Here is a 22058-nt window from a genome sequence, read left to right as displayed (position 1 = left end):
CCGGAAGCCGTAGAACAGCGCGCCCTGTGCCACCTGCCGTCCCATCATGTCCGTGATCCCTTGCCGTCTGCCAAGAGTGAATCACGCCTCCATCGCCGTCGCAAGCACGCGTTTTTCAACAGTCTCGGACGGTTGTGACGCCGTCCCGCTGCCCCAGCCTTTCCAAGGTTTGCAGGTGTCAGAACCCCGTGTCAGATCACCGATCAGGATTATGGCGGCAGTTGGCTACCTACTGTTGTCGGCTGACGCACTTGAAGGCGGTGCTGATCTAGCGCGATGGATCGCCGTCACCCGCTTGACGTGAGCGATGCTGCACCCAGCGAGCTCAGCCGTCTTCGCAATGCTCATACCAGCCTCGCGCAAGCCTACGATGCGGCGGTGATGGGCTAGGTCAGGTTTGCGACCGGTGTACCGCCCTGCCTTCTTCGCGATCTCAATGCCCTCGCGCTGCCGCTCGCGCCGGGTTTCGTAGTCGTCGCGCGCTGTTTGGAGTGCCACGCGCAGCAGCATGTCCTGCACCGCCTCCAGCACGATGCGCGCCACGCCCGCGCTGTCCGCCACCAGATCGGACAGATCGACGATCCCGGGCACTGACAGCCGCGCCCCCCTGCCCCTTATCGCCTCCACGAGCAGTTCGGCTTCCGGCAGCGGCAGGCGGCTGATTCGGTCGATTTTCTCAGCGACCACCACTTCGCCCGGCTGCAGGTCCGCCACCATGCGCAACAGCTCCGGCCGGTCAGGTCGCGCGCCAGACGCCTTCTCCCGGTAGACCGCCGCGACGTAGAAGCCGGCAGCCCGCGCGCCAGCAACGATGCTCTCCTGCCGCGTCAGATCCTGCTCGTCCGTGCTCACCCGCAGGTACACCCGCGCCGCCCGTACCTCGCTGCCTTTCACGTGGTCGTTACTCCTGCCCGGCTTAGTTAGGTACACTCAGATGAGCCTCTAGCTAAGTCATGATTTGGGGATCTGCGGAGCCGAGAACGGACTGGCGCCTGTCGTTCGTCAGAATCTGAACAGTCCGATTGACTGTTCAGCTTCCGGCCCAGACCATGCAGCGCCTCTTGCCTCCGGGCACCTCCGCTTAAGGCTGGAGCCCCAGAGCTGTGCGGTCGGCGGTCGCGGCGGCCAATTCGGCGCGAGCAGCCGCGATCCGGGCCTGAGCGTCTACAAGCCGCACACGTGCGTCGGTTGCGGTTTCCTCCCGCTGATTGACCAAGAAAAAGTCGCTGGAGCCGAGCTCGAACCGTCGCCGCTCGGCTGCAGCCAATCGCTCAGCCAGCTGCCGCTCCTGCTCCGCGATCCCGGCGAGACGCTCTGCTGCGCCGACGCCGATGTTGATAACCTCCACCTCCGTCGCGATCTGATCCCGAAGGAACCGGCTGCGCGCTTCCAACGCGTCGATCTCGGCACGAGCCTCGGCGATGCGGCCTTTGGCGGCGCGGTTCTGGAGCGGAAGCGAGAAGCGGAAGCCGACAATGCCCTCGAGCGGCGTACGCGAGCGCCCCCCTAGCCCCTGGTCACCCAGATCCTTGCCAACCTCTCCGCGTAGGTCGAGCCGAGGACGGAGGTCGTTTTCAGCCAAAGCCAGACGCGCGGCACCTTGGTCAATACGGGCGAGCAGGACCTGGAGGTCGGGACGGGCTTGCGCAAACTCGGCCTGTGCCGCGGCCGCTACCCCGGCCAGCGCCGAAGCATCGGCCGGCAGACGTTCTGTACCCACCAGCACGCGATTGCCTGCCTCGTCGCGGTAGTAGAGCGACAAAGCATTGGCGGCCGCCTGAAAATCGCCTTCGGCGCGCACGACCAGTGCGCGCCGGCGGACGAGGTTCTGGTCATTCTCAGCGAGCAGGATCTCCGGCCGGGCGCCGAGCTGCACCTGGCGCGCGAGCGCGCCGCGCCTGTTCTCCGACAGGTCGAGTAGATCGCGATAGGCGCGGAGCCTCAGGCCGTTCGCGACCCAGTTCTGATAGGCATCGACCGCACGGCGCTGAACCCCGATCGCCACCGCCTCGCGCTCGAAACGTGCAATGTCGATGTCACCGGCAGCTAGGGTGCGGCGGGTACGACGCTCGTCGACCAGCCGGTCGCGCAGCAGGGAGTAGAGCGCGCCAACCTTCAGCTCGCCAAGCCGATTGGTATAATATTCGTCCTCATAGATCGGGAAGTCACCGCGGCTCACCCGGTAGCCGCCGTAGAGGTACCCGCCATTGCCCTCGAGTGGTCGGGTGGCGCGACCGGATACGATCGAACCGTCGTAATAGCCCAGCGCCCGCGAGCGGCCGTCCACCTCGAACACCGTGTCGAAGGCGCCCGCGGCAGTCAGCGCTCGCCCCTCCGCGGCGCGCTCCCGCGCCAGCGCCTCGACGATCTGGGGCGCGGCACGCGCGGAGGCGCGCAGGACCTCGTCGAGCGTCAGCGGTGCCGAAGCCGGCGCCTGGGCCCGCGCCGCTTGCGGGCTTGCCTGCGGCGCGCCGAGCACCGGTGCCGCCGTCAGGAGCGGCAGGAGGAGCAGCGATCGGATCACTTCGGCTTGCCCGCCTTCGCTGCGACCTTGTCCTGGTCCTCGTAGGCAGCCGCCCCCGCGGCGGGCTGACCGAACTCCAGCGGAAAGTCGTTGAGCTGGCGCCACAACTCATAGCCGACCGTCACCGTCTCGCCTTGCACCCAGCCCCGAACCTTGCCGCCCAGCCGGACGAAGCGGCGGGCGGGCCAGGCGGGCTTGCCTGGCGCAGGCTCGACCAGGATGCGGAACAGGCCCTGGGCGTTGGCGGTCGCATCGATGGTCCGCACGCGACCGTCGAAATATCCATAGGCGACGGACGGCCAGCCGCTGAACTGGATGGCGGGCCAGCCTTCGAACTCGAGCCGGACGGGCCGACCCGGGCGTAGCAGCGGCACGTCGCGGCCGTCGATCATGAGCTCGACCGCCCGCTCGACGCGCTCGGGCGCAATCGTCGCGAGCGGCGTGCCGGCGGATACCAGCGCCCCGCCCGCGGCCGCGTTGAGGTTCTGGATACGGCCGTCACGCGGCGCACGGACCAGCTGCGCCGACTGGCGGTTCAGCTGGACGTCGATGCGGTTGAGCTTGGCTCTGGACTCGGCCAGCTTGGCCGCGGCGTCCGCAACCTTGATCTGCGCCTGCTCGAAATCGCGCCGCGAAGACAGCCCCTCGGCGAACAGCTGGCGGTTGCGATCGACGTCGATGTAGGCCACCCGCTGGGATTGTCTGACGGCAGCGATCTCGGCCTCGATCTGCGCGCGTTCCGCGGCGAGGCGGGAGAGGAGATTGGGATCGAGGTCGACCACCCGCGCGATCGGTTGGCCGCGATCGACATGCTGGCCGTCCTGGACAAACCAGCGCTCCACTCGGCCGGGGACCAGCGCGGTCACCTCCTGCGCGCGGTCTTCGGGATCGAGGGCGACCACCTGCCCCTGCCCCTGCGCCGTCTGCAGCCAGGGCACGAGGAACAGAACGACGAGCGCGGCGGCGATCCCTACGGCGATCAACCGCGCCACCGCCACGCCGACCCGCGGCGGCTTGAGCGAGGCGAGCGTCGTGAAGTGGACGATATGCTCAGGCCGTTGCGGCATGATCGCGCTCCCCTTCGACTGCCGCGCGCTGCAACTCGGCGAGGTTCTCGCACCGGTGCTGTTCGGTCATGCCAAGGTACAGGTATCCATCAAGCCTCAGATCCTCGGGGCGGCCGGTGCACAGCAGCACCGTGGTGCCGTGTTCCTTGAGCAGCCGGAGCGACTTGCCAAGGCGCTCGGGTGGCAGCAGGTCGAACAGCTGCCCGAGTATCAGCACCTTGGGTCGGAACAGCAGCGCGTTGGCGAGTTTCAGCGCCATGATCTCGCCGACGCTGAGCGGGTGACCGGAGGAGGCGAGCAGCGTATCCAATCCTTGCGGCAGCCCTGCGATGCGGCGCTCCAGGCCGACCACCGACAGCGCCTCCATCGCCTCGTTGGCCCGGTCACCGGACGCGAGCCGAAGATAGTCGCGTATCGTCACTTCAACGATGGTCGGACGATCGATCACGGTCACGTCGGAGCGCAGGTGATACATGTCGAGCGAGCCGAGATCGGCGCCGCCGATGCGGATCAGCCCGCGATCGGGCTGGACATGGCGCTTCAGAAGGTGCGCGAGGCGCTGTTCGGCCCCTGGCTCCGCAACCGTGACGAGCTGCTCCCCCGCGGCGATCGACAGGTCGAACCGCGCGCCGCCCGACGCCACGTCGGTCAGCCTTACCGCTCCGTCGCGCGGGCTGTTGTCGTTGCGGACGATCGTCTCCTGCGGAATCGCGAAGAGCAGCGACAATTCTTCGGAACTTGCGACCAGATCGTAGAAGGTGTCGAGGTACCAGCCGAGCTGAGAGATGCCGTAGAACACGCCCGATAGGATCAGCTCGGCGGCGACCAGCTGCCCGAGTGACAGCTGGCCGCGCAGGATGAGCGTGCCCCCGAGCAGCAGCAGCGCCGCACTGGCGAGCGCGTAGATCAGCAGAAAGGCGACGGTCTGCGCGAACTGGTACCGGAAATAGCGCCGGTGCGCACCGACATAGGTGGCGGTCATCGCCTCCGACTGGTCCATCGCGAAGTCGAGATGGCGCGCCGACTTGTAGAAGCCATTGGAGCCGCCGACGCTTTCGAGCCATCGGGCGGCATTGTGCTTGGCATGGCTGAGCGCGACAGCACCCGTGATCGCGCCACGTCGCCAGATCAGCCAGACCAGCAGAACGGACACGATCAGCACGACGTTGAAGGCGAGGAAGAACGGGTGATAGAAGCTGGTGATCGTGAGGCCCACGATCGCCTGCAGCACGATCGTAAAGCCGCCGATAACGAGGCTCGGCACAGCTTTCTGCACCACCACCAAGTCGAAGTAACGGTTGAACAGGTCGCTGCGGTTGGCGTCGCCGAAGAACGGATTCTGCGCGTGCACCGCGCGCACGGTCACCTCGGCGACAACGCGGGCGAAGACGCGCCGCTCGAACGCGGCCATGATCCAGACCCTGAGCGCGCTCAACGCTGCTACCATCAGGAGCAACAGCAGCAATACACCCGATAGCGCCCACAAGGGCGCCGGCATCGCGGTGTTGGCGACGCTATTGATCAGCAGCTGCACCGAGATCGGCGTGGCCAGCGCCAAGAGGCTGATCGCAACCGTGTAGACGATGCCGAGCCGCACATAGGCAGCATCCGGCCCGATGATCTGCGCCAGCCATGCGGCCGCGTGCCGGAACCCCAAACGTTCTGATGCCACCAGCTAATTTCCCCCCTGCGCCCGCCAGACTGGTATCTGGGCCGCACGTCGACGCTCAACGACTTTGTTTCGGCGCTCCACGATCAACCCGCGTAACTTCCGCCCTGCCGCTGGGCGCGATAGCCACAGCGTATTGAGGCCCGTCCTGGCATTGTGCGACGTAGAAAGGAGCGCCGCCCCGGTCGGCCTGACGAATGTCCTTCACGACCCCTTGACAGGGAGCGGCACCATCGCGAATCGCTCGAATGAGCACGACGTGGCGTAGTCGATCAGGCAAGTCGACGACCTTCTGTTGGGTCTGCGTGTAGCCGCTGGGCTGTGATGCCGCCTCCGTAGCGACAGCTGTCGCGTTGATCGTGTCAGCCGCCTCGCAGCCTGCCAATAGAAGGGCGCTGGCGAGCATAATGGATGAACGGACGTACATCGCTTCTCCTTCCCGATCTCGTAACCGAGCGCCTTAGCTATGATGCTTGAGGGCGCGCGCCCAATCGGTATGGTTGCCCGCATGCCATAGACTATGATTATATCGTAGTCATGCCGACACTTCGCCAACTCGAGTATCTCGTGACGATCGCGGACACGCAGTCGTTCGTGGAAGCCGCGCGGATTACCAACGTGTCGCAGCCGACGCTCAGCCAGCAGGTCAGGGCGCTCGAGGATCGCCTCGGTGTCAGGTTGCTCGACCGCGGAACCACCGGCGCGGTGCTGACGCCGGTCGGGCGCAGCATCGTCGTGACGGCGCGGCGTATGCTGAGCGACGCACGCGATATCGTTGCTTTGGCGTCCAGTTCGGCCAACAGCCTGACCGGCACGCTCAAGTTTGGCACCACGCCAACCCTGGGTCCTTACCTGCTGTCTCCGATCATCGCGGAGCTTCACCGCGTAGCGCCAGGTCTTAGACTGCATGTGCGCGAGGGCATTCCCGACGATCAGGCGCTCGAACTGGCGCGCGGCAACATCGACGTCGTGCTCGGCCCCATGCCGATCACTGGCGAGGGGCTGACCGTCGAGCCTCTGTTCCGGGAACCTGTGCATCTGGTGGCAGCGCGGGACCACCCGCTTGTCGGCGAAAAGGAAATCGCGTCCGACGCGCTCGCGGGCTGCCCCCTCCTGACACTCGACCCGCGCCACCATTTCGCACGGCAGGCAGCCGAGATCGCCGATGCCTATGCCATGAAGATCGCGCCGGACTATTACGGCACCAGCCTCGATAGTCTGCACCAGATGGTGGCGAGCGGTCTGGGCCTGAGTGTACTCCCGATTCTCTACCTTCGGTCAGATGTTGGAGGATCGGCGGGCCTCGTCACGCTCAGCGTCCATGGATGGCGCCGCCATCGCTCGATCGCGATGGCGTGGCGCAAGCACTCGCCGATGGATGCGGCGTTCCGACTGATCGCCGAACACGTGCAGAACTGCGCGCGGCAGATCCTGGTTCCTATAGCTTCCGTCTAACGCACGGGCGCGATCCTTTCTATTTTTCGCGCGTCCGAACCGGACTTACCTTTTCTCCAAGGCTGAACCGCTGCCGCCTGTGGGTCTGCTGAGCAGGATCCCTTCGGCACGGCCAAGCCGGCCGCGTGCAGCGGCTCGATCAACTCTTGGAGGAGGATGAACATGTCTGAACTGCTGGTCGTCGGCTTCGACAAGCCAACCGATGCCGACCGCGTGCTGAGCGATCTCAACAAGCTGCGCCGCGAGTATCTGATCGACCTTGCCGACGCAGTGGTCGCGATCCGCGATCCGGATGGAAAGGTTCACATCAAGCAATCGATCAGCATGGTCGGGCACGGTGCCAGCTACGGCGCGCTGTCCGGCGCGCTGTGGGGAACGCTGATCGGTCTACTGTTCCTCAACCCGCTCGCAGGGCTGGCGCTCGGAAGCGCGGTCGGCGCAGGCACCGGTGCACTCTCGGGCAGCCTCGTCGACTACGGCATTGATGACGACTTCATTCGTGAACTCGGCGACACGCTGACCCCTGACAGCTCGGCGCTGTTCCTGCTGATCCGCAAGGTGCAGCCGGAGAAGGTCCTGGCCGAATTGGAAGGCTATAGCGGTCGAGTCCTGCGCTCCTCGCTGTCTCCCGAGGACGAGGCCAAGCTGCAGGCGGTGCTGGTCAAGGAACAGACCGCCATGCCGTCATCGGAACGCGTCGCGGCGTGAGCCAAAGTATGTCCGCGCTGCCGGCGGGGTGGCGCGGACGCCCAGATGAGCATCGAAAGGTAGCAACAATGCGCAGCATTCTCCTGCCGCTCAGCGATGAGCGGCAAGACCGCCACGCACTGGCGGTCGGCACCCAGCTCGCAGACTTCTTTGGCGGGCATCTCACCGCCCTCTTGCCGCTCACCGACTTCGCATCCCTGCCCGTGCCGCATCATCCGCTGTTGGCCGGGTGGGACGGTTTGGTCGCGGAGAGCCATGCGTTCGCCGAGCGGCGCGAGGCCGAGGTGCGCAAACTGCTTCGCGAGTTGCAGTTGCTGCCTCAGCCAGGCGGGGAGGAGCGAGCCGATTTCACCTTCCAGGCGATCTACGGAAACGACGATGCTGTCGTCATGGATGCGGCGCTGACCCATGATCTGGTAGTCTTCGCACGGAGCGACGCAGAAGACCCCGACAAAGATCTCCAGGTCAGCCCATTGCTGAAATGCACGATCGAGTCCGCCGGCCGACCGGTGCTGATCACGACCGGCAAGTTGGCGCAAGATTGGGCGCGGACAGCGGCGATCGCCTGGAATGGCAGCCTTGAAGCGGCGCATGCCGTCACGGCGGCGCTCCCTCTGCTCAGCCGGGCGGAAGCGGTTCACATCGTTACCTTCCCCACCAGTCGAACCGACTCCGCGCGCGCGCAGCAGCTGGTCGACTACCTCGCTCGTCACGGAATCACGGCCACACCGCGCATCGAGGATGCGGAAGTGCCGATCGGGGAAGCGTTGCTGGAGGCCGTTGAGGATCTCGCCGCAACCGTCCTGGTGATGGGCGGGTACACGCATTCTCGGCTGCGTCAGACGCTGTTCGGCGGCGTCACCCACCACATCTTGGAAGAAGCCAGGTTGCCCGTGTTGATGGCGCGCTAGCGCCTTGTCGGATCGAGGAGGCGGTATGTCCCTACGCGCAAGAAAGCATGATCGGGCTGGTGAGGACGCACCCATCGTCATCGTCACCGGTGCGTCCGGCAATCTTGGTCGAGCGATTTCGTCCGCTCTTTCGCGCGAGTACCGGGTCGTCGGGCTCGATCGAAACGCCGCCGAAGTTCCGTTCCCGACATTCGCGACCGACTTCTCCAACGCCGCGGCTGTCGAGCTGGCGCTGGTAAGGTTCCGGGAACGCTACGGATCCAGGATCGTCAGCGTGGTGCATCTGGCCGCTTATTTTGATCAGTCCGGTCAGGATCACCCGCTCTACGAGTCGGTCAACGTCGAGGGTACGCGTCACCTGCTGCGTGCCCTCCAAGCGTTCGAGGTCGACCAGTTCGTCTATGCAAGCACGTTGCTCGTTCACGCGCCGTGCAAGCCCGGTGAGCGGATCACCGAAGACCAGCCGTTCGAGCCGGCGTACGCCTATCCGCAGTCGAAGCTCGCGGCAGAGCGCGTGGTCGAGCAAGAATGCGGCCGCATCCCCTTCGTCACGCTGCGCCTGGCCGGCGTCTATGATCGCGATCATTTGATTCCGACACTGGCGCAGCAGATCGCCCGCATCCACCAGCGCGACTTGCAGGGCTATTTCTACGCGGGGTCCCCACTCACCGGCCAGTCGATGCTGCACAAGGATGACTTGGCGGATGCGGTGCACCGGGCAGTCGATCGACGCGCTACCTTGCCGCCGGACGCCGTTATGCTGATCGGGGAGCCTGATCCGCTAAGCTACGATACGCTCCAGGACGAAATCGGCTACCTCATCCACGGCGTTGAGGATTGGCCGACGCTGCGCGTGCCCAAGCCTTTGGCCGCAGCAGGTGTGTGGGGGCTGGAGCGGCTCGAACCGCTGATCCCTGACGCCATCGATCGTGGCGAGAAGCCTTTCATACGCCCCTACATGGCAATGATGGGCGATCACCACTACGCCCTTGATACTTGGCGCGCGAAGACCCTGCTTGGCTGGGAGCCGAAGCACCGGCTAAAGGACGAACTTCCCGAGATCATCGCTGCGCTCCGCCGCGATCCCGTGGGTTGGTACAAACGGCACGGCATCACACCGCCCGATTGGCTGCTGTCGGCGCAGGAGGCGGGGCACGAACCCGAAACCCTACACACTGGTTATCTACGCGCGCGGCGGGAAGAGCATGGCCGCTACCGGTGGGCGCACTTCGTCAATGTCGCGCTCGGCACCTGGCTCATCACCTCGCCACCACTGATCGGCGTCACCGATCCGCGCATGATCGCAAGCGACATGGTTGCCGGCGCACTTGTCATCGCACTCGCGCTCGCGTCGATGGCGTGGCGGGCGACCTGGGCGCGCTGGGCCACGGGAGCGGTCGGCATCTGGCTGCTCTTCGCACCGTTAATTTTTTGGACCACGAGCGGCGCCGCCTATCTCAACGACACGCTGGTCGGCACGTTGGTGATCGGGTTCGCACTAGCGCTTCCGCCCGAGCCCGGTCCCTCCCCCGCAGCAGCTATGACCGGACCCGACGTTCCGCCGGGCTGGACCTACAATCCATCTGCATGGACACAGCGCCTGCCGATCATCGCACTGGCGCTCGTCGGGCTCTACGTCTCGCGTTACCTTGCCGCCTACCAGCTCGGCCAAATCGACGGAGTCTGGGAGCCGTTCTTCGCCGGCAGTGCCGCCGACCCGCAGAACGGCACGGAGGAGATCATCACCTCGCCCGTAGCCGAGGCATGGCCGATCTCCGACGGTGGGTTGGGCGGCATCACCTACATCCTGGAGATCCTCACGGGCGTCATCGGGTTGAAGGCGCGCTGGCGGACCATGCCTTGGCTCGTAATCCTGTTCGGCCTCTTGATCGTGCCGCTCTCGGTTACCTCGATCAGCTTCGTGATCATCCAACCGCTCGTCATCGGGACCTGGGGCACGCTGACCCTCGTCGGCGCCGCGGCGATGCTCTTGCAGATCCCGTTCGCCGTGGACGAGCTGATCGCGTCGCTCCAGTTCGTACGACGGCGTGCGCAGGCCGGTCGCAACTGGCTGCGAGTGCTGCTGATGGGCGACACCGATACCGGCAATGACAGGGACACGAGCGACACGTTCGACCGTCCGCTGGGGCCGATCGTCCGCGATAGCGTGACTGGCGGCGTCAGCCTGCCCCCGTCGCTCGCACTCAGTGCACTGATCGGTACTTGGCTGCTCTTCACCCGGCTGACTCTTGGCAGCTCGGACGCGATGGCCAACGCCGACCACGTGATCGGCTTCTTGGTTCTGACGACGGTGTCGATCGCCGCGGCGGAAGCGACCCGGGCGGTGCGCTTCCTTAACATGGGCTTCGGCGCGGCGCTGATCGCGCTACCCTTCTGGTACGGCGCGCCGACGATCGGGCTCATCAACGGCATCGGATGCGGCGTCTCCCTCATCCTGTTGAGCTGGCCGCGCGGCCCCATCCTGCAGCGCTACGGCCGGTGGGACCGCCTGATCGTATGAACGAGCGTGGCCCTGCCGGGCTTCGGCCGGGCCACGCGCATCACCAGAGGAGCACCCGATGAACAGCCTTGTTCTGCGACTGCTGGTTGAACACCGCTTGCTGACACGCGAACTCGTCCGCGAGCGGCGCCGGCCCAAACCGAATCTTGCGCGCATCATTGCTCTGCGGACCAAGCGGCTCCAGGTGAAGCTCGCGGTCATGCGCCATCTGCCGCGCTCGGGAATGGCACTGAAGCTTGCCCGTCAGATGCTGGCGGAGCTCGGCGGACGCGCCGAGCGGACGCCGCGTCGCGGCAGCCGCCCCGATGATCGCATCGGAACACCATGATGCTGATCGTCAGCTTTGTCGGTGGGCTGCTCCTGCTGCTCGCGGGAGGCGAACTCCTGGTTCGCAGCGCCGTGCGGTTGGCCGAAGGGCTCAGGCTCTCCCCCTTGCTGATCGGTTTGACCGTTGTCGCGTTCGGGACATCGGCACCCGAGCTCGCCACCTCCGTCGACGCCGCGCTCCTGGGCGCGCCCACCATCGCGATCGCCAATGTCGTCGGATCGACCCTGATCAACTCCCTGGTGATCCTGGGAGCCGCAGCGCTGATCATGCCCCTGCCCGTCGAACGGTCGATGCTCACCCGCGATGCGGGCTGGATGGTGGGCGGAACGCTTCTCCTCCTCATGCTCGTTTGGGACGGGTGGCTTGAGCAAACCAGCGGTGCCCTGCTGCTCCTCATGCTCTTCGGCTACATCATTATGGCCTACCGAGCCGGCCTGGATCGGCGAGGCGGCGGAGAGCTCGCGGCACCGGTCGGACCGGGGCAAACACCTGTTGCCGGTGGGATCGGTCATGACCTAGATCTCCTATTTGCGAAGCTCGGCTGGGTGCTGGCCTCCTGCGCTTTCGCGGTCGGGCTCGGTCTGCTGATCTTGGGCGGGATCATCTTTGTCGAAGCGGCGATCGGCATCGCGCGGATGCTCGGCGCCTCGGAGACGGTGATCGGCCTGACCATCGTTGCGGGCGGCACCTCGGCGCCCGAGCTCGTGACCTCTGCCATTGCGGCTTACCGTGGTCGCACGGACGTGGCGATCGGCAACGTCCTGGGCTCCAACGTCTACAATATGCTGGGCGTCACCGGCATCGTTGCCCTGATCGCTCCCGTTCCGATCGAGCCAGGCATCGCGTTCTTGGATCTGCCAGCCACGGTCGCGGCGACGGCGCTGGTCGCGCTGATGATGGCAAGCGGGCGGCAGATCAGCCGGATCGAGGGTGCCCTTCTACTGAGTGGCTATGCGCTGTTCTTGTGGCTGCGCCTGGCTTGAGTTCTCGTGAAACGGAGGCCCGCATGACTGCTCGCCCTATTTTGGTCGCTTCTGACCTGACCTCCCGCTTAGATCGCGTGATTGAGCGATGCGCCATGTTCGGCGCGCCACTGCTGCTGGTCCATGTCGCTGGCCGTAGCCCACCGGAGCCCGCCACCTGCGAACGATTGGAGGCGTTGGCGCGGGGTGATCGACGTGACCCGGCGCAGGTTGCCGAAGTCGAGATCCTGCACGGCAGCATCCCGGACGCGGTCACTCGTTACGCGCAGGAGCGGGACTGCGGCCTGATCGCGACGGGCATTGCGAGCTTCGACAGTGCCAAGGATTATCTTCTTGGTACGACCGTCGATGAGATCGTTCAGCGGTCACGCCAGCCCGTCCTCGTCGTCAAGCGCAAGCCGAGGTTGGGGACCGGCGAGAGAAGGCCCGAAAACGTACGCTAAGGCGAGACAATGCGTATCGAGCGTACGCCGCTATCTATTACGCGCCGGTCCGCGCGGATGGCGACCGGCAGGACTTAGGCCTGCAACTGCAATCAGCTCTGATGGACGCGGGTTGAGCTAACCTTGCCGTCGATCCAGGCCAGTTCCAAGACGTAGTAATCAGCCAAGCTAGGGCATAGAATGTAGCTGCTGGGCGGTCCGGGACGGTTTTCTCGCTCGTCTCCGAGCAATCGAAGCACCTCTACTTGGCTCCGGCCAACTAGCCCTACTCTCACGCGAAGATCGAGAATCATTCGGCAGCGGATATCGTTTGTGCCGTCCACGGCACCCGCTTTCGCGTCCTTCCATAGTTCGGATGAGAACGGGCGTGGAAAGCTCATCATCCGGTGCGTCCCAACGCCGAGGAACCAAACAGCAAGAAGAAGGAACACAGCGCCCAATCCACTTGCGAAGAGCCAAAGCGACAAGCGGCTTTTCATTATGCTGATACCGGCCAGCTCACGGGTGAAATCCTTGGCGCTGTGCGGCTGCCATCAGCTCCTGTCCCCGCGTGACATCCTGTCCGATGCCGCGTCCCTCGACGAGCATCTGCCCGAGCCGGTATTTCGCCTCCGCGTCACCCGGTCCGCCGTCAGGGTTCGGGATCATCACGACCTGCCCCGATCCGCCGAGCCGCACGGGCGGCGAGTAGATGCTGGTGAAAGCGGGCCGGTCCTGCGCCGCTTTCTCGTATAGCGCAGCAGCGCGAACGTCGTCATGCGTGACGCCCTCGCCCGTTTCCAGCGCGCGGGCGAGTTCGATCATGGCCGACCGTTGGCCCTGGTCGGCGCGGCATTGCAGATGTGGGACGCGCACCGTCTCGTCGGCATAGGTGTAGCGGATGCGCGTGACGCCACTCGCGTCGGTGATCGGAACGGCGCCGACCCCGCGTAGGCCGGCACAGCTTGCCGGAACCTTGGGCGTCGCGCAGCCGGTCAGGAGCGACAAGGCCAGGAATACTGGTCCGGCTCTCACTGCACTTCCCCGTTCGGCACGAGATCCCAATCGACGTCGCCGCGTGCTTCCTGTCGCTTGCTCGACTTGCCAGGCGGCAGCTGCGCCGATGTCACGCCGCCCAGCTTGCGCAACGCCTCGGCCATCAGCGGCTTTCGCCGCCGGAGCGCGACGTCGACCATGGTGTCGCCGTCTGCCTCCAGTCCCGAAAGGGTGTTCACGTCAGCTCCCGCCCTGACCAGGACCGCGGCGCTCGCCGGGTTCTTGCATCCCGCGGTGACAAGCCAGATCGGCGGCTCGCCGTTCAGGCGCGCATCGAGCGGGTAATCAATCTTGACCCCTGCACCGGTCAGAAGCTCTCCCGTCGACGGCTTGCACGCGTTCGACAGGCCGGACCACCATTGCCATAGCTGATCGGGCCGTTGCGCCCTATCGCCGCGAAATCCTGCCGCCAGCATCAGCCGTATGACGTCGTTCCACCCTGCACGAATTGCGGAGCCCAGCGCATCCTCCATCGCTTGCGGGCCGTCGCTGGTCGCGACCAACTGAACGAGCGAACTGATCATCGCCATCTTGACGGCATCGGGTGCGTTCGGCAGTGCCTCCGTCGTAGGATCCTCAAGCGGCTCCATCGGAATGCGCGGCTCGATGCGTCCCATGTAGTTTGTCAGCGCGGGAGCCACGCCGGTCGGCTTCAGGGCGGCGAGGGATGCCACAAGCGCCGGATCGTTTCTCTCTACCGCTGCATTGGCTGCCCTGGGAAAGCTGTCGAGCCGCTGCTTTAGCGCGAGCAGGCCGTCCCACGACGCGATCTGCGGAAAGCGAGAGTCGGGAAAGGCCGTCTGACTTTGGTCATGAAATCTGTCCAATCGGACAGGCGCGACGAGCGGAGCCAGCGCCCTCATCATGGCTGCGGTACCATGTTGCGCGACCACATCAACGATGGTGGCGCGGCGATACTCGTGAAGGTCGGTCGCCTCGCGGGCGAGTGCGAGGAGCCCGGGAGTGTCGCCTGCCTTAATCCTGGCCTCGATCCGGAGCCGGCGATCGGCGGCTTCGCGCACGCACGTGGCAAGCGCGTCGATGTCGCCGCGTGAAGCCGCCGTCCCGCAGGAAGTCAGGCGCGGCTGAGGCAGGAGGTTCAGTTCGCCGCCATAGTTCGCGAGGAAGACCAGAGCGTCTTCCTGCCCGGCATGGGCTGCGACAGCCCACAGTGTCGATTCCGCTTTCGATCGGCCCAGTTCCTCTGCGTGCAGGGCGACGTAGCGTCGCGCCAGATCGAAGCGGCCCGCCTTCATCAGGCGATGCACCCAAAAGGATGGGTCGCCGCTTTCCAACAGCGGCAACAGCCGGGTGACGGCATCCTCCTGCCGCGTGTCGAGTGCGCGAACAAAGCCGGACCCGATCTCGCTCTGGATGATCGATTGCTCTCCAGCGCCGGCGCTCCCCTTGCGGTCGCGGACGGCGCGCTCAAGCAGGTCGGCCCGGCCGGCCATGACCAGAAGGCCGATCCAGTCGCACTCAGGGGCGGTCAGCTGTTCCGGTTCACGACGGTCGACGCACAGACCCGTAGCACCGCTGAACTTGGCGCCGCGATCCAGCATGGTGGCAATGAGTGCGGCGTTCTTCATTCGTACGGCCTGGGCGAGCGGAGCCGGCCCGTCATAGTCACCCCTGCTGGAGGGTGGCCGTATGCTGGAATCGGCGCCGCGCTCGACGAGCAGGCGCGCCATCTCGCCGTCGCTGCGGTACAGAGCCCAGTTCAGGGCGGTATGCCCCAGCAGGTCACGCGCATTGATGTCGGCACCGGCCGGCACGCTCGCCAGCACGGCCGGATCGGCGCTGCGCGCAGCTTCGGCGTAGGTGCGCACCGTACCTATGTAGCGGGCCTTCGGTCGCTTACCCTCACGCGCGCAGAGTTCGGGATAAAGAAACGCCGGGCTATCGACGAGCGCCTGATTGTAGCGGGTGACGAAGCGGACGGCCGCCTCTCCGTGGGTCACCTCCTCCTTGCTGGTGATGACGTCGTCCGCGACATACCATTTGCCGATCGCGGGCCGCGTCCAAACGGCGCAGGAAACACCCGGCAGGCTCCAGCCAGACGGCATCGGGCCGATGTAGTTGGTCGCGGCAAGGCGGGAGTCGCCTCGGGTGGCAGCACTCGCGGCCTCTTTCGCCGGATCACGTGCCTTCAGCCGAGCGGTCTTCTGCCGCAGAACCTGTTCCACGGTTTGTGCTGACGACTGACCCGTACAACCAGTCGGTAAGAGAAGGGAGAACAGGACGATTGGCACCGAACGCAACATTGCTCTCTCCCTCTTCATGCTGATCGTGCTTTTCGTTGCAGCAGCTTCTCGCCATCCGGCCTGATCTCGCCCTTGGGCGTGACGTGGCGGTACAGGGTCTGCCGGGTGACGCCGAGTTCGGCGCACAGCTCGGCGACCTTGGTTTCCGGTTTGCCCATCGCGGCCTGGGCGAGGCGCAGCTTGGCGGGCGTCATTTTGAACGGGCGTCCGCCATGCCGCCCCCGCGCGCGGGCGGAAGCGAGGCCGGCACGGGTGCGCTCGACGATCAGCTCGCGTTCGAACTCGGCGAGGCCGGCGAAGATCGCGAAGATTAACCGGCCATTGGCTGTGGTGGTGTCGATCGAGGCGCCTTCGCCCGCCAGCACCTTCAGGCCAATCTGCCGCTTAGTCAGCTCGCCGACCAGATTGACGAGATGGCGCAGGTCGCGCCCGAGCCGGTCGAGCTTCCACACCACCAGCGTGTCGCCGCGCCGCAGCGCCTTGAGGCAGGCGTCGAGCCCGGGGCGCGTGTCGCGCCGGCCCGACGCAGCGTCCTCATAGATATGGTCGGGGTCGACGCCGGCCGCGACCAACGCGTCGCGCTGGAGGTCGTGGACTTGGCTGCCGTCCGCCTTGGACACCCGTGCGTAGCCGATCTGCGTCGTCACATATACGTCCGTTCGCGTGACGGAGCGGGAGCGCTCCTCCAACGATCCTCATCCTGTCACTTAACCCGTGTTCCTGTCTATGCTCCACGAACAGCCCGAGCAGCTGATTTCGTGACGCTACGCCGAAGGGAGCACGATGCCGGCGAAGACGATCCTCTCACCCGGCCAGCGCGCCGCGTTGTTCGACCCACCACACGACCGTGACACCGTGGAGCGGTTCTACACGCTCGGCCCCGACGATCTCGTCCAGGTCTGCCGGCGACGGCGCGGAGCCAACCGCATCGGTTATGCTGTCCAGCTCTGCTATCTTCGGCATCCCGGCCGAGCGCTGTTTCCCGACGAACTGCCTTCGCGCGAGATGCTTGATCTGCTTGCGGCACAGATCGGCGGGTCGGCTGCGGACTTTGTTCGCTATGCGGAGCGCGCACCCACGCTGCGCGAGCACCGCGCCGAAATTGGGTCATACCTCGGCCTGCGCCCGTTCGAGCGCTCTGACCTGCGCGCCATGCTCACGCTCGGGCAGGAGGTGGCGACATCGACCGATCGCGGCGAGCCGATCGTTGCCGCCATGGTTGAGCGTTTGCGGCACGTCCGCGTGGTCGTGCCCGCCGCGTCGACGCTGGAGCGCGTGGCGCTGATCGCCCGCGCCCAGGCGCGCCGCGTCGCCTATGCCGGGGTGATCCGCGACCTGACAGCCGAACAGGAATTGGCGCTCGCAGGCCTGATCGATCCCGGCGAACAGGGTCGGACCGATCTTGGCTGGCTCCGGGAGTGGTCGGAAGCCCCGACCGCATCGAACCTCAAGGCGATCGCCGAGCGGCTGTCCCGCGTCCGCTCGCTCGGGATCGAGCCAGAGCGGGTGCGGCGCATTCACGCCGCCCGCCACGCCGTGATCGCCCGTGTTGCCGGCATCGTCACCGCGCAGGCGCTGCGGCGCATGGAAAGGCGCCGGCGTGTGGCGACGCTGGTCGCGGCCGTGATCGAGCTGGAGGCGGCGCTGACCGACGCGGCGCTCGCCATGGCCGAGAAGATGGTTGGCTCGCTGTTCCGGCGCGCCGACCGGACCCGATCCGAGCGGCTACTGGGCGAGGCGCGGCTGCTCAAGGATACCGCCCGCGTCCATGCCCGGCTCGGCCGCCTGCTGCTCGACACGCGCGCGAACGGTCGCGACCCGTTGCGCGCGATCAGCGACCGGATCGGATGGGACCAGCTGGAGCGCAGTGTGCGGTTCGCCGAAGAGCTGACCCGTGGCAACGAGGACGGGCTGGACGAGGTGGTGCAGCGCCATGCCGAAGTGCGACGCTTCGCCCCGACACTCTATAACGCGTTCACCTTCCGCGCCGCCCGCTCCGGCGATCCACTGCTCGGTGCCGTCGACGTGCTGCGGCGTATGTACCGCGACGGTCGCTCGGTGCTGCCCAAGCGCGTGCCGACCACCTTCCTGCGCCCACGATGGCGCAAAGTGGTGTTCCCTGATGGAGACGGGATCGACCGCCGCGCCTACGAGGTTGCCGTCATCGTCCACCTGCGCGAGCGCCTCGCATCGGGGAGCGTCTGGGTCGACGGAAGCCGCGCTTATCGCACGCTCGACGACTATCTCCTGCCCCAACTCGCGTTTGCGGCCATGCGCAACGAGGGTGGCTTGGAATTGGCGGTCCCGTCGGGCTTCGCGGACTGGTATTCCGAACGCCGCGCAACTCTGGTCCGCCGCATGGGCGAGGTGGAACACGCAGCTTCCGCCGGCGAGCTGGTAGACGTCGTGATTGCAGGCGGCGACCTCATCGTGTCACCGCTCAGGCGCGCGGTGCCGGACGCGGCCGACGAGTTGAAGGCGAAACTCTACGCGCTGCTGCCGCGCGTGCGTGTCACCGACCTGCTGGTCGAAGCAGCCGCCTGGTCGGGGTTTGCGGAAGGCTTCGTTCACGCGCGCAGCGGCGAGCCCGCGGCCGACCAGGCGGCACTGATGGGCACGATCCTGGCTGACGCGACCAACCTCGGCCTTGGCCGCATGGCGGAGAGTTCACGCGGGCTGTCTCTCGCGCGCCTACGCTGGACGGCCGAGTGGCACGTGCGCGACGAGACGTACCTGTCGGCGCTCGCCTCCATCGTCGACGCGCACAACGCGCATCCGCTCGGTCAGGTGTGGGGCTCGGGCGAGCTGTCGTCGTCAGACGGCCAGTTCTTTCGGGCGGGCGGTCGCGGCGAAGCACGCGCCGACGTGAATGCTCGCTACGGCTCTGAGCCAGGCGTGCTGTTCTACACCCATGTCACCGATCGGTTCACGCCGTTCCACACCAAGGTCATTGCCGCAAATGCCGGCGAAGCCGCTCATGTCATCGACGGTCTGCTCGATCACGAGAGCGAACTCGCCATCCGGGAGCACGCGACCGACACCGCGGGCGCGGTCGACCATGTGTTCGGGCTCTGCCACCTGCTCGGCTTCCGCTTCGCACCGCGCATCCGCGACCTGAACGAGCGTCGGCTCTACGGGTTGGCCCCGCTAGATCCATGGCCGACGCTTCGGTCGCTCGTCGCAGGGCCGATCAACACCAAGGCGATTGAGGAGAACTGGGACGAGACGCTCAGGCTTGCTGCGTCGATCAGGGCGGGAACGGTCAGCGCGTCGGCCATGCTGAAAAAGCTGTCGGGCTACCCGCGCCAGAACCCGGTCGCCCGTGCCCTTCGCGAGATCGGGCGCTTCGAGCGCACGCTGTTCATGCTCGACTGGCTCGATGATCCCGAGCAGCGACGCCGCACGGGCAGCATCCTCAACAAGGGCGAGGCCCGCAATGCGCTCGCCCGCGCCATTTTCTTCAACCGCCTTGGCGAACTGCGCGACCGCACCTTCGAGAACCAGCGACACCGCGCCTCCGGACTGACCCTGGTCACCGCCGCCGTCGCGCTCTGGAACACCGTCTATCTCGACCGGGCCGTCCGTCACCTGCGGTCGACGGGCGCCGATGTACCCGACGAGCTGCTCGCCCACGTCGCCCCGCTGGGCTGGGAGCATATCGGCCTCACCGGCGATTATCTGTGGAGCGAGATCGAGAAGCCGCGTGGGCGGTTCAGGCCGCTGCGCACCACCACGGCCGAGCGCCGAGCTTAGCGTACGTTTTCGGGCCTTCTCTCACCGGTCCCCGATAATGTGCTCGCCATCTTCCGCGGCTGCTCGCAATCAGCGCGCCGCGCTCACGCTTAGCGCCACTGACGGGAATGGTCAGAATCTGATCCCGTCAATCAACCGAGCTGCGGCCTGGCAGCTCGCGGTGGTGGCGCACCAAGCCCTGACTTCAAGGCCCGGGCTCCGAACACGACGACGTTGCGCCTCTGCATCGAGAGGGACGATAGCGGCGTAGAGGAGATCGGGCTCTTTCTGTCCGGGGCTTGCTGGCCTGAACTTCCGGAGAGTCACCCCATCGATGTTGAGCGTCGAGGGCGCGGCCGCGGAAAGGGGCCGGCGAGCCAGGCCGTTCCCGAATGAAATCTCCACCCGATAACCCTCCCCCTCGACCATGCGGCCGTCAACGTCGCCCTCCAACTTAGTGATTCGCGCCTGTCCCACGTCGAACGTGCAGCAGCCGGCGATCAGTAGGCGGTCGCCGGCCACATTGCGGGGGTGGATCGAATACTCGGTTCCGACGGGGCCGGAGAGCTCGGTGGGCCGCGGCTCCTTCTCGGAGCCGCGGTCGCACCCTGCCAGGGCGATGAAGGCTAAAAGCCATCCCGCCCCGGTCGAGGCCTTGCCTCGGTCAGCCATAGAACCCGACCAGCAGCGCCCGCTCGTCAGAGCATAGGCTCCGCTTGATCTGCCCAGGGTTGAGATAGGTCGTCATCAAGCATGGCCCTGTCGAACCATCGGTGCGGTGGTCCATCCCTTTCACGTGACCCATCTCATGCGTCATCGCGGACTGCCAGTCGATATGCTGGCCGATGTTGCTCGACGTGATCGACGAACCGCAGATCAAATCGGGCGATTGCGCCGTGTCGCCCGTGTCGTAGTAGATGCGGTCGGTATTGACGTACACGGTCGCGTCGATCGCCTGCGCAGGTGCTGGCCCGGAATAGCCGTAAATGATGGTCCGCATGATCGCCGACATGCTGGAGCCGTCCTGGATGTTGATGAAATCCGGGTCCTCGGTCGCCGAGTAGTAAGTCGACGTGTAGTTCTGCGTCGTTCCGGTGAGCTGGAACGAGCGCCCTGCGGCGTTGATCGTGTCGACCGCGGCCTTGGTGTTGGCGTCGCAGGCGGCCGGAAGCGCATAGTTGATCTTCACACCCCGCGACCCGTTCGGGAAGTAATAGGGTTGCGGGATCGGCCCGGCGAACGCCGGTGCGGCGTTGGCGAGGGCAAGCACGCAGGCGAGCAGCGCAGATTTCCTGATCATTTTTCCTACTCCTTACTTCGTGGCAGCGGTGAGGGCGTCGAGGGTGGCGGCGGTCGGATATCCGCCGGTCGGAACCAGCGACTGTCCGTTCACCAGAAAGACGGGCACGACCTCGACGACACAGCTGGGGCACCGCGCGCTTCCACCCTGAGGAGCAAGCTCCTTCTCGTAGCGCGAGCGCGACGCGAGCAGGGCAACCGGCGCACCGTTCGCCAACGGATCCTCGTCACTTGCCGAGAGCCGCCGCCCATCGGGCAGCTTACCGCTCGTCCGCCGAAGCTTGAGCGTGTCGCCCACCTTGGCCTTGCCCTTCAGCACCTGGTCGACAACCACCGACACAGAGGACGACGCACCATCGTCGAGCTGCTCGGCTTCGTCGGTTCCCGAGACATGACCGATCACCACGGTGTCGGCGAGCAGCGCTTCCTGCCCAACCGTGGCACCACCCCTGATATGTGCCGCCGCGGCTTGAACGAATGCGGTGGACGCCTCAGCCGACCGTCGCAGATCGCCCGCGTGAAGCCCATAGATTGAAAGCGTCTGCGCCACGTCGACGAGGAAAGCGTCGTTCAACGCCGAACGGGCGGCGTCGTCGGTGACGAACCGTGGCGAGGGTGGCGTGAGCCGGGCCGCTTTCACGATTGCGTTCACCTGTCCGAAGTCGGCCAGGTCGCCCAGCTTGCCCGACCGACGCTGTTGGACGTCGCGTTTGTGGGCAAGGAAGGCTTTCGTGCTTTCCTCTTGTGAGCGCCCGCCCTGATCTTGGGCGCTCGCCGCCACTGTGCAGAGCAACAGCGCGGAGCCAAGCATTGTTCGATAGAACAGAGTACGCATCACTCACTCCTTCAAGCGTCAGTTTCAACTTGGTCCGCTCCTTCACCTGAAGCGAACCAGCCCGACTCACCTTGAGCACGGAACAAAGGGTGAACGATTTAGAATCCTACATTGCAAGCCTTTTTTCAGGGTCCGGACCCAGCTTCGCTGAAACGAGCGAGACCGTTGAAAAAGGCTTGCGCGAAATCGGCGTGGCGGATGGCTGGTGACGCCGGCCACCGGGGATACGCCGCGTATCAGGCCGCCGCGGCCTGCCGGGCGAGCAACTGAAGGTTGTATGCCGC

General features: G+C 65.9%; 18 protein-coding genes. 8 read left to right on the top strand and 10 right to left on the bottom strand.

Features of this window, described 5'->3' with window-relative positions; all coding sequences use genetic code 11:
• Positions 1–225 precede the first annotated feature (225 nt).
• The 4 genes from HBH26_RS19150 to HBH26_RS19135 all read right to left on the bottom strand — a co-directional run bounded on the left by HBH26_RS19150 (position 226) and on the right by HBH26_RS19135 (position 5263).
• A complete protein-coding gene (locus HBH26_RS19150; protein ID WP_066516455.1) occupies positions 226–894 on the bottom strand; it encodes a recombinase family protein in 669 nt (222 codons plus the stop codon).
• Positions 895–1081: 187 nt separating this feature from the next.
• On the bottom strand, positions 1082–2524 hold the full coding sequence (locus HBH26_RS19145) for a TolC family protein (RefSeq protein ID WP_168136205.1): 1443 nt from the start codon (positions 2522–2524) through the stop codon (positions 1082–1084).
• Positions 2521–3591, bottom strand: a complete 1071-nt coding sequence (locus HBH26_RS19140; RefSeq protein ID WP_168136204.1) for an efflux RND transporter periplasmic adaptor subunit — start codon at positions 3589–3591, stop codon at positions 2521–2523. The genes HBH26_RS19145 and HBH26_RS19140 overlap by 4 nt, the downstream gene beginning before the upstream one ends.
• On the bottom strand, positions 3575–5263 hold the full coding sequence (locus HBH26_RS19135) for an ATP-binding cassette domain-containing protein (protein WP_168136203.1): 1689 nt from the start codon (positions 5261–5263) through the stop codon (positions 3575–3577). Before HBH26_RS19135 ends, HBH26_RS19140 begins: the two co-directional genes overlap by 17 nt.
• 534 nt (positions 5264–5797) lie before the next feature.
• On the opposite strand from HBH26_RS19135, the gene HBH26_RS19130 reads away from it, so the two are divergent.
• The 7 genes from HBH26_RS19130 to HBH26_RS19100 all read left to right on the top strand — a co-directional run bounded on the left by HBH26_RS19130 (position 5798) and on the right by HBH26_RS19100 (position 12609).
• Entirely contained in the window at positions 5798–6715 is a 918-nt protein-coding gene (locus HBH26_RS19130; protein WP_168136202.1) for a LysR family transcriptional regulator, read from the top strand.
• A gap of 162 nt (positions 6716–6877) precedes the next feature.
• The gene (locus HBH26_RS19125) at positions 6878–7423 is read left to right on the top strand and encodes a DUF1269 domain-containing protein (protein WP_168136201.1); all 546 of its coding nucleotides are present in this window, start codon (positions 6878–6880) and stop codon (positions 7421–7423) included.
• 68 nt (positions 7424–7491) lie between these two features.
• Positions 7492–8334: a universal stress protein gene (locus tag HBH26_RS19120; protein ID WP_168136200.1), complete on the top strand. Its 843-nt coding sequence runs from the start codon at positions 7492–7494 to the stop codon at positions 8332–8334.
• 25 nt (positions 8335–8359) lie between these two features.
• A complete protein-coding gene (locus tag HBH26_RS19115) occupies positions 8360–10855 on the top strand; it encodes an NAD-dependent epimerase/dehydratase family protein (RefSeq protein WP_168136199.1) in 2496 nt (831 codons plus the stop codon).
• A gap of 58 nt (positions 10856–10913) precedes the next feature.
• Entirely contained in the window at positions 10914–11183 is a 270-nt protein-coding gene (locus HBH26_RS19110) for a hypothetical protein (protein WP_168136198.1), read from the top strand.
• The gene (locus tag HBH26_RS19105; protein ID WP_209308680.1) at positions 11180–12166 is read left to right on the top strand and encodes a sodium:calcium antiporter; all 987 of its coding nucleotides are present in this window, start codon (positions 11180–11182) and stop codon (positions 12164–12166) included. Before HBH26_RS19110 ends, HBH26_RS19105 begins: the two co-directional genes overlap by 4 nt.
• 23 nt (positions 12167–12189) lie before the next feature.
• The gene (locus tag HBH26_RS19100) at positions 12190–12609 is read left to right on the top strand and encodes a universal stress protein (RefSeq protein ID WP_168136197.1); all 420 of its coding nucleotides are present in this window, start codon (positions 12190–12192) and stop codon (positions 12607–12609) included.
• 498 nt (positions 12610–13107) lie between these two features.
• Here HBH26_RS19100 and HBH26_RS19090 read toward each other — a convergent pair whose 3' ends face one another.
• From HBH26_RS19090 to HBH26_RS19080, 3 genes are all read right to left on the bottom strand, one after another.
• Positions 13108–13596, bottom strand: a complete 489-nt coding sequence (locus HBH26_RS19090) for a tetratricopeptide repeat protein (RefSeq protein WP_168136196.1) — start codon at positions 13594–13596, stop codon at positions 13108–13110.
• Between the two features lie 23 nt (positions 13597–13619).
• On the bottom strand, positions 13620–15830 hold the full coding sequence (locus tag HBH26_RS19085) for an ankyrin repeat domain-containing protein (RefSeq protein ID WP_168136195.1): 2211 nt from the start codon (positions 15828–15830) through the stop codon (positions 13620–13622).
• A gap of 92 nt (positions 15831–15922) precedes the next feature.
• The gene (locus tag HBH26_RS19080) at positions 15923–16555 is read right to left on the bottom strand and encodes a recombinase family protein (RefSeq protein WP_168136194.1); all 633 of its coding nucleotides are present in this window, start codon (positions 16553–16555) and stop codon (positions 15923–15925) included.
• Positions 16556–16691: 136 nt separating this feature from the next.
• Here HBH26_RS19080 and HBH26_RS19075 point away from each other — a divergent pair, with 136 nt between their 5' ends.
• Positions 16692–19661: a Tn3 family transposase gene (locus HBH26_RS19075; RefSeq protein ID WP_168136193.1), complete on the top strand. Its 2970-nt coding sequence runs from the start codon at positions 16692–16694 to the stop codon at positions 19659–19661.
• Between the two features lie 111 nt (positions 19662–19772).
• On the opposite strand, the gene HBH26_RS19070 is transcribed toward HBH26_RS19075, so the two are convergent.
• From HBH26_RS19070 to HBH26_RS19060, 3 genes are read right to left on the bottom strand one after another with little or no spacing between them, the layout of a single operon-like run.
• Complete coding sequence (locus HBH26_RS19070; RefSeq protein WP_168136192.1) at positions 19773–20312, bottom strand: hypothetical protein; 540 nt, start codon at positions 20310–20312, stop codon at positions 19773–19775.
• Complete coding sequence (locus HBH26_RS19065) at positions 20305–20940, bottom strand: zinc metalloprotease (RefSeq protein WP_168136191.1); 636 nt, start codon at positions 20938–20940, stop codon at positions 20305–20307. The genes HBH26_RS19070 and HBH26_RS19065 overlap by 8 nt, the downstream gene beginning before the upstream one ends.
• 12 nt (positions 20941–20952) lie before the next feature.
• Positions 20953–21774: a hypothetical protein gene (locus HBH26_RS19060; protein ID WP_168136190.1), complete on the bottom strand. Its 822-nt coding sequence runs from the start codon at positions 21772–21774 to the stop codon at positions 20953–20955.
• Between the last annotated feature and the right edge of the window lie 284 nt (positions 21775–22058).

It is taken from the genome of Sphingomonas corticis (assembly GCF_012035195.1).
Lineage (GTDB): Bacteria > Pseudomonadota > Alphaproteobacteria > Sphingomonadales > Sphingomonadaceae > Sphingomonas > Sphingomonas corticis.
Note: the sequence above shows the minus strand (reverse complement) of the source record. Positions and strands in the feature narration are given on the sequence as shown.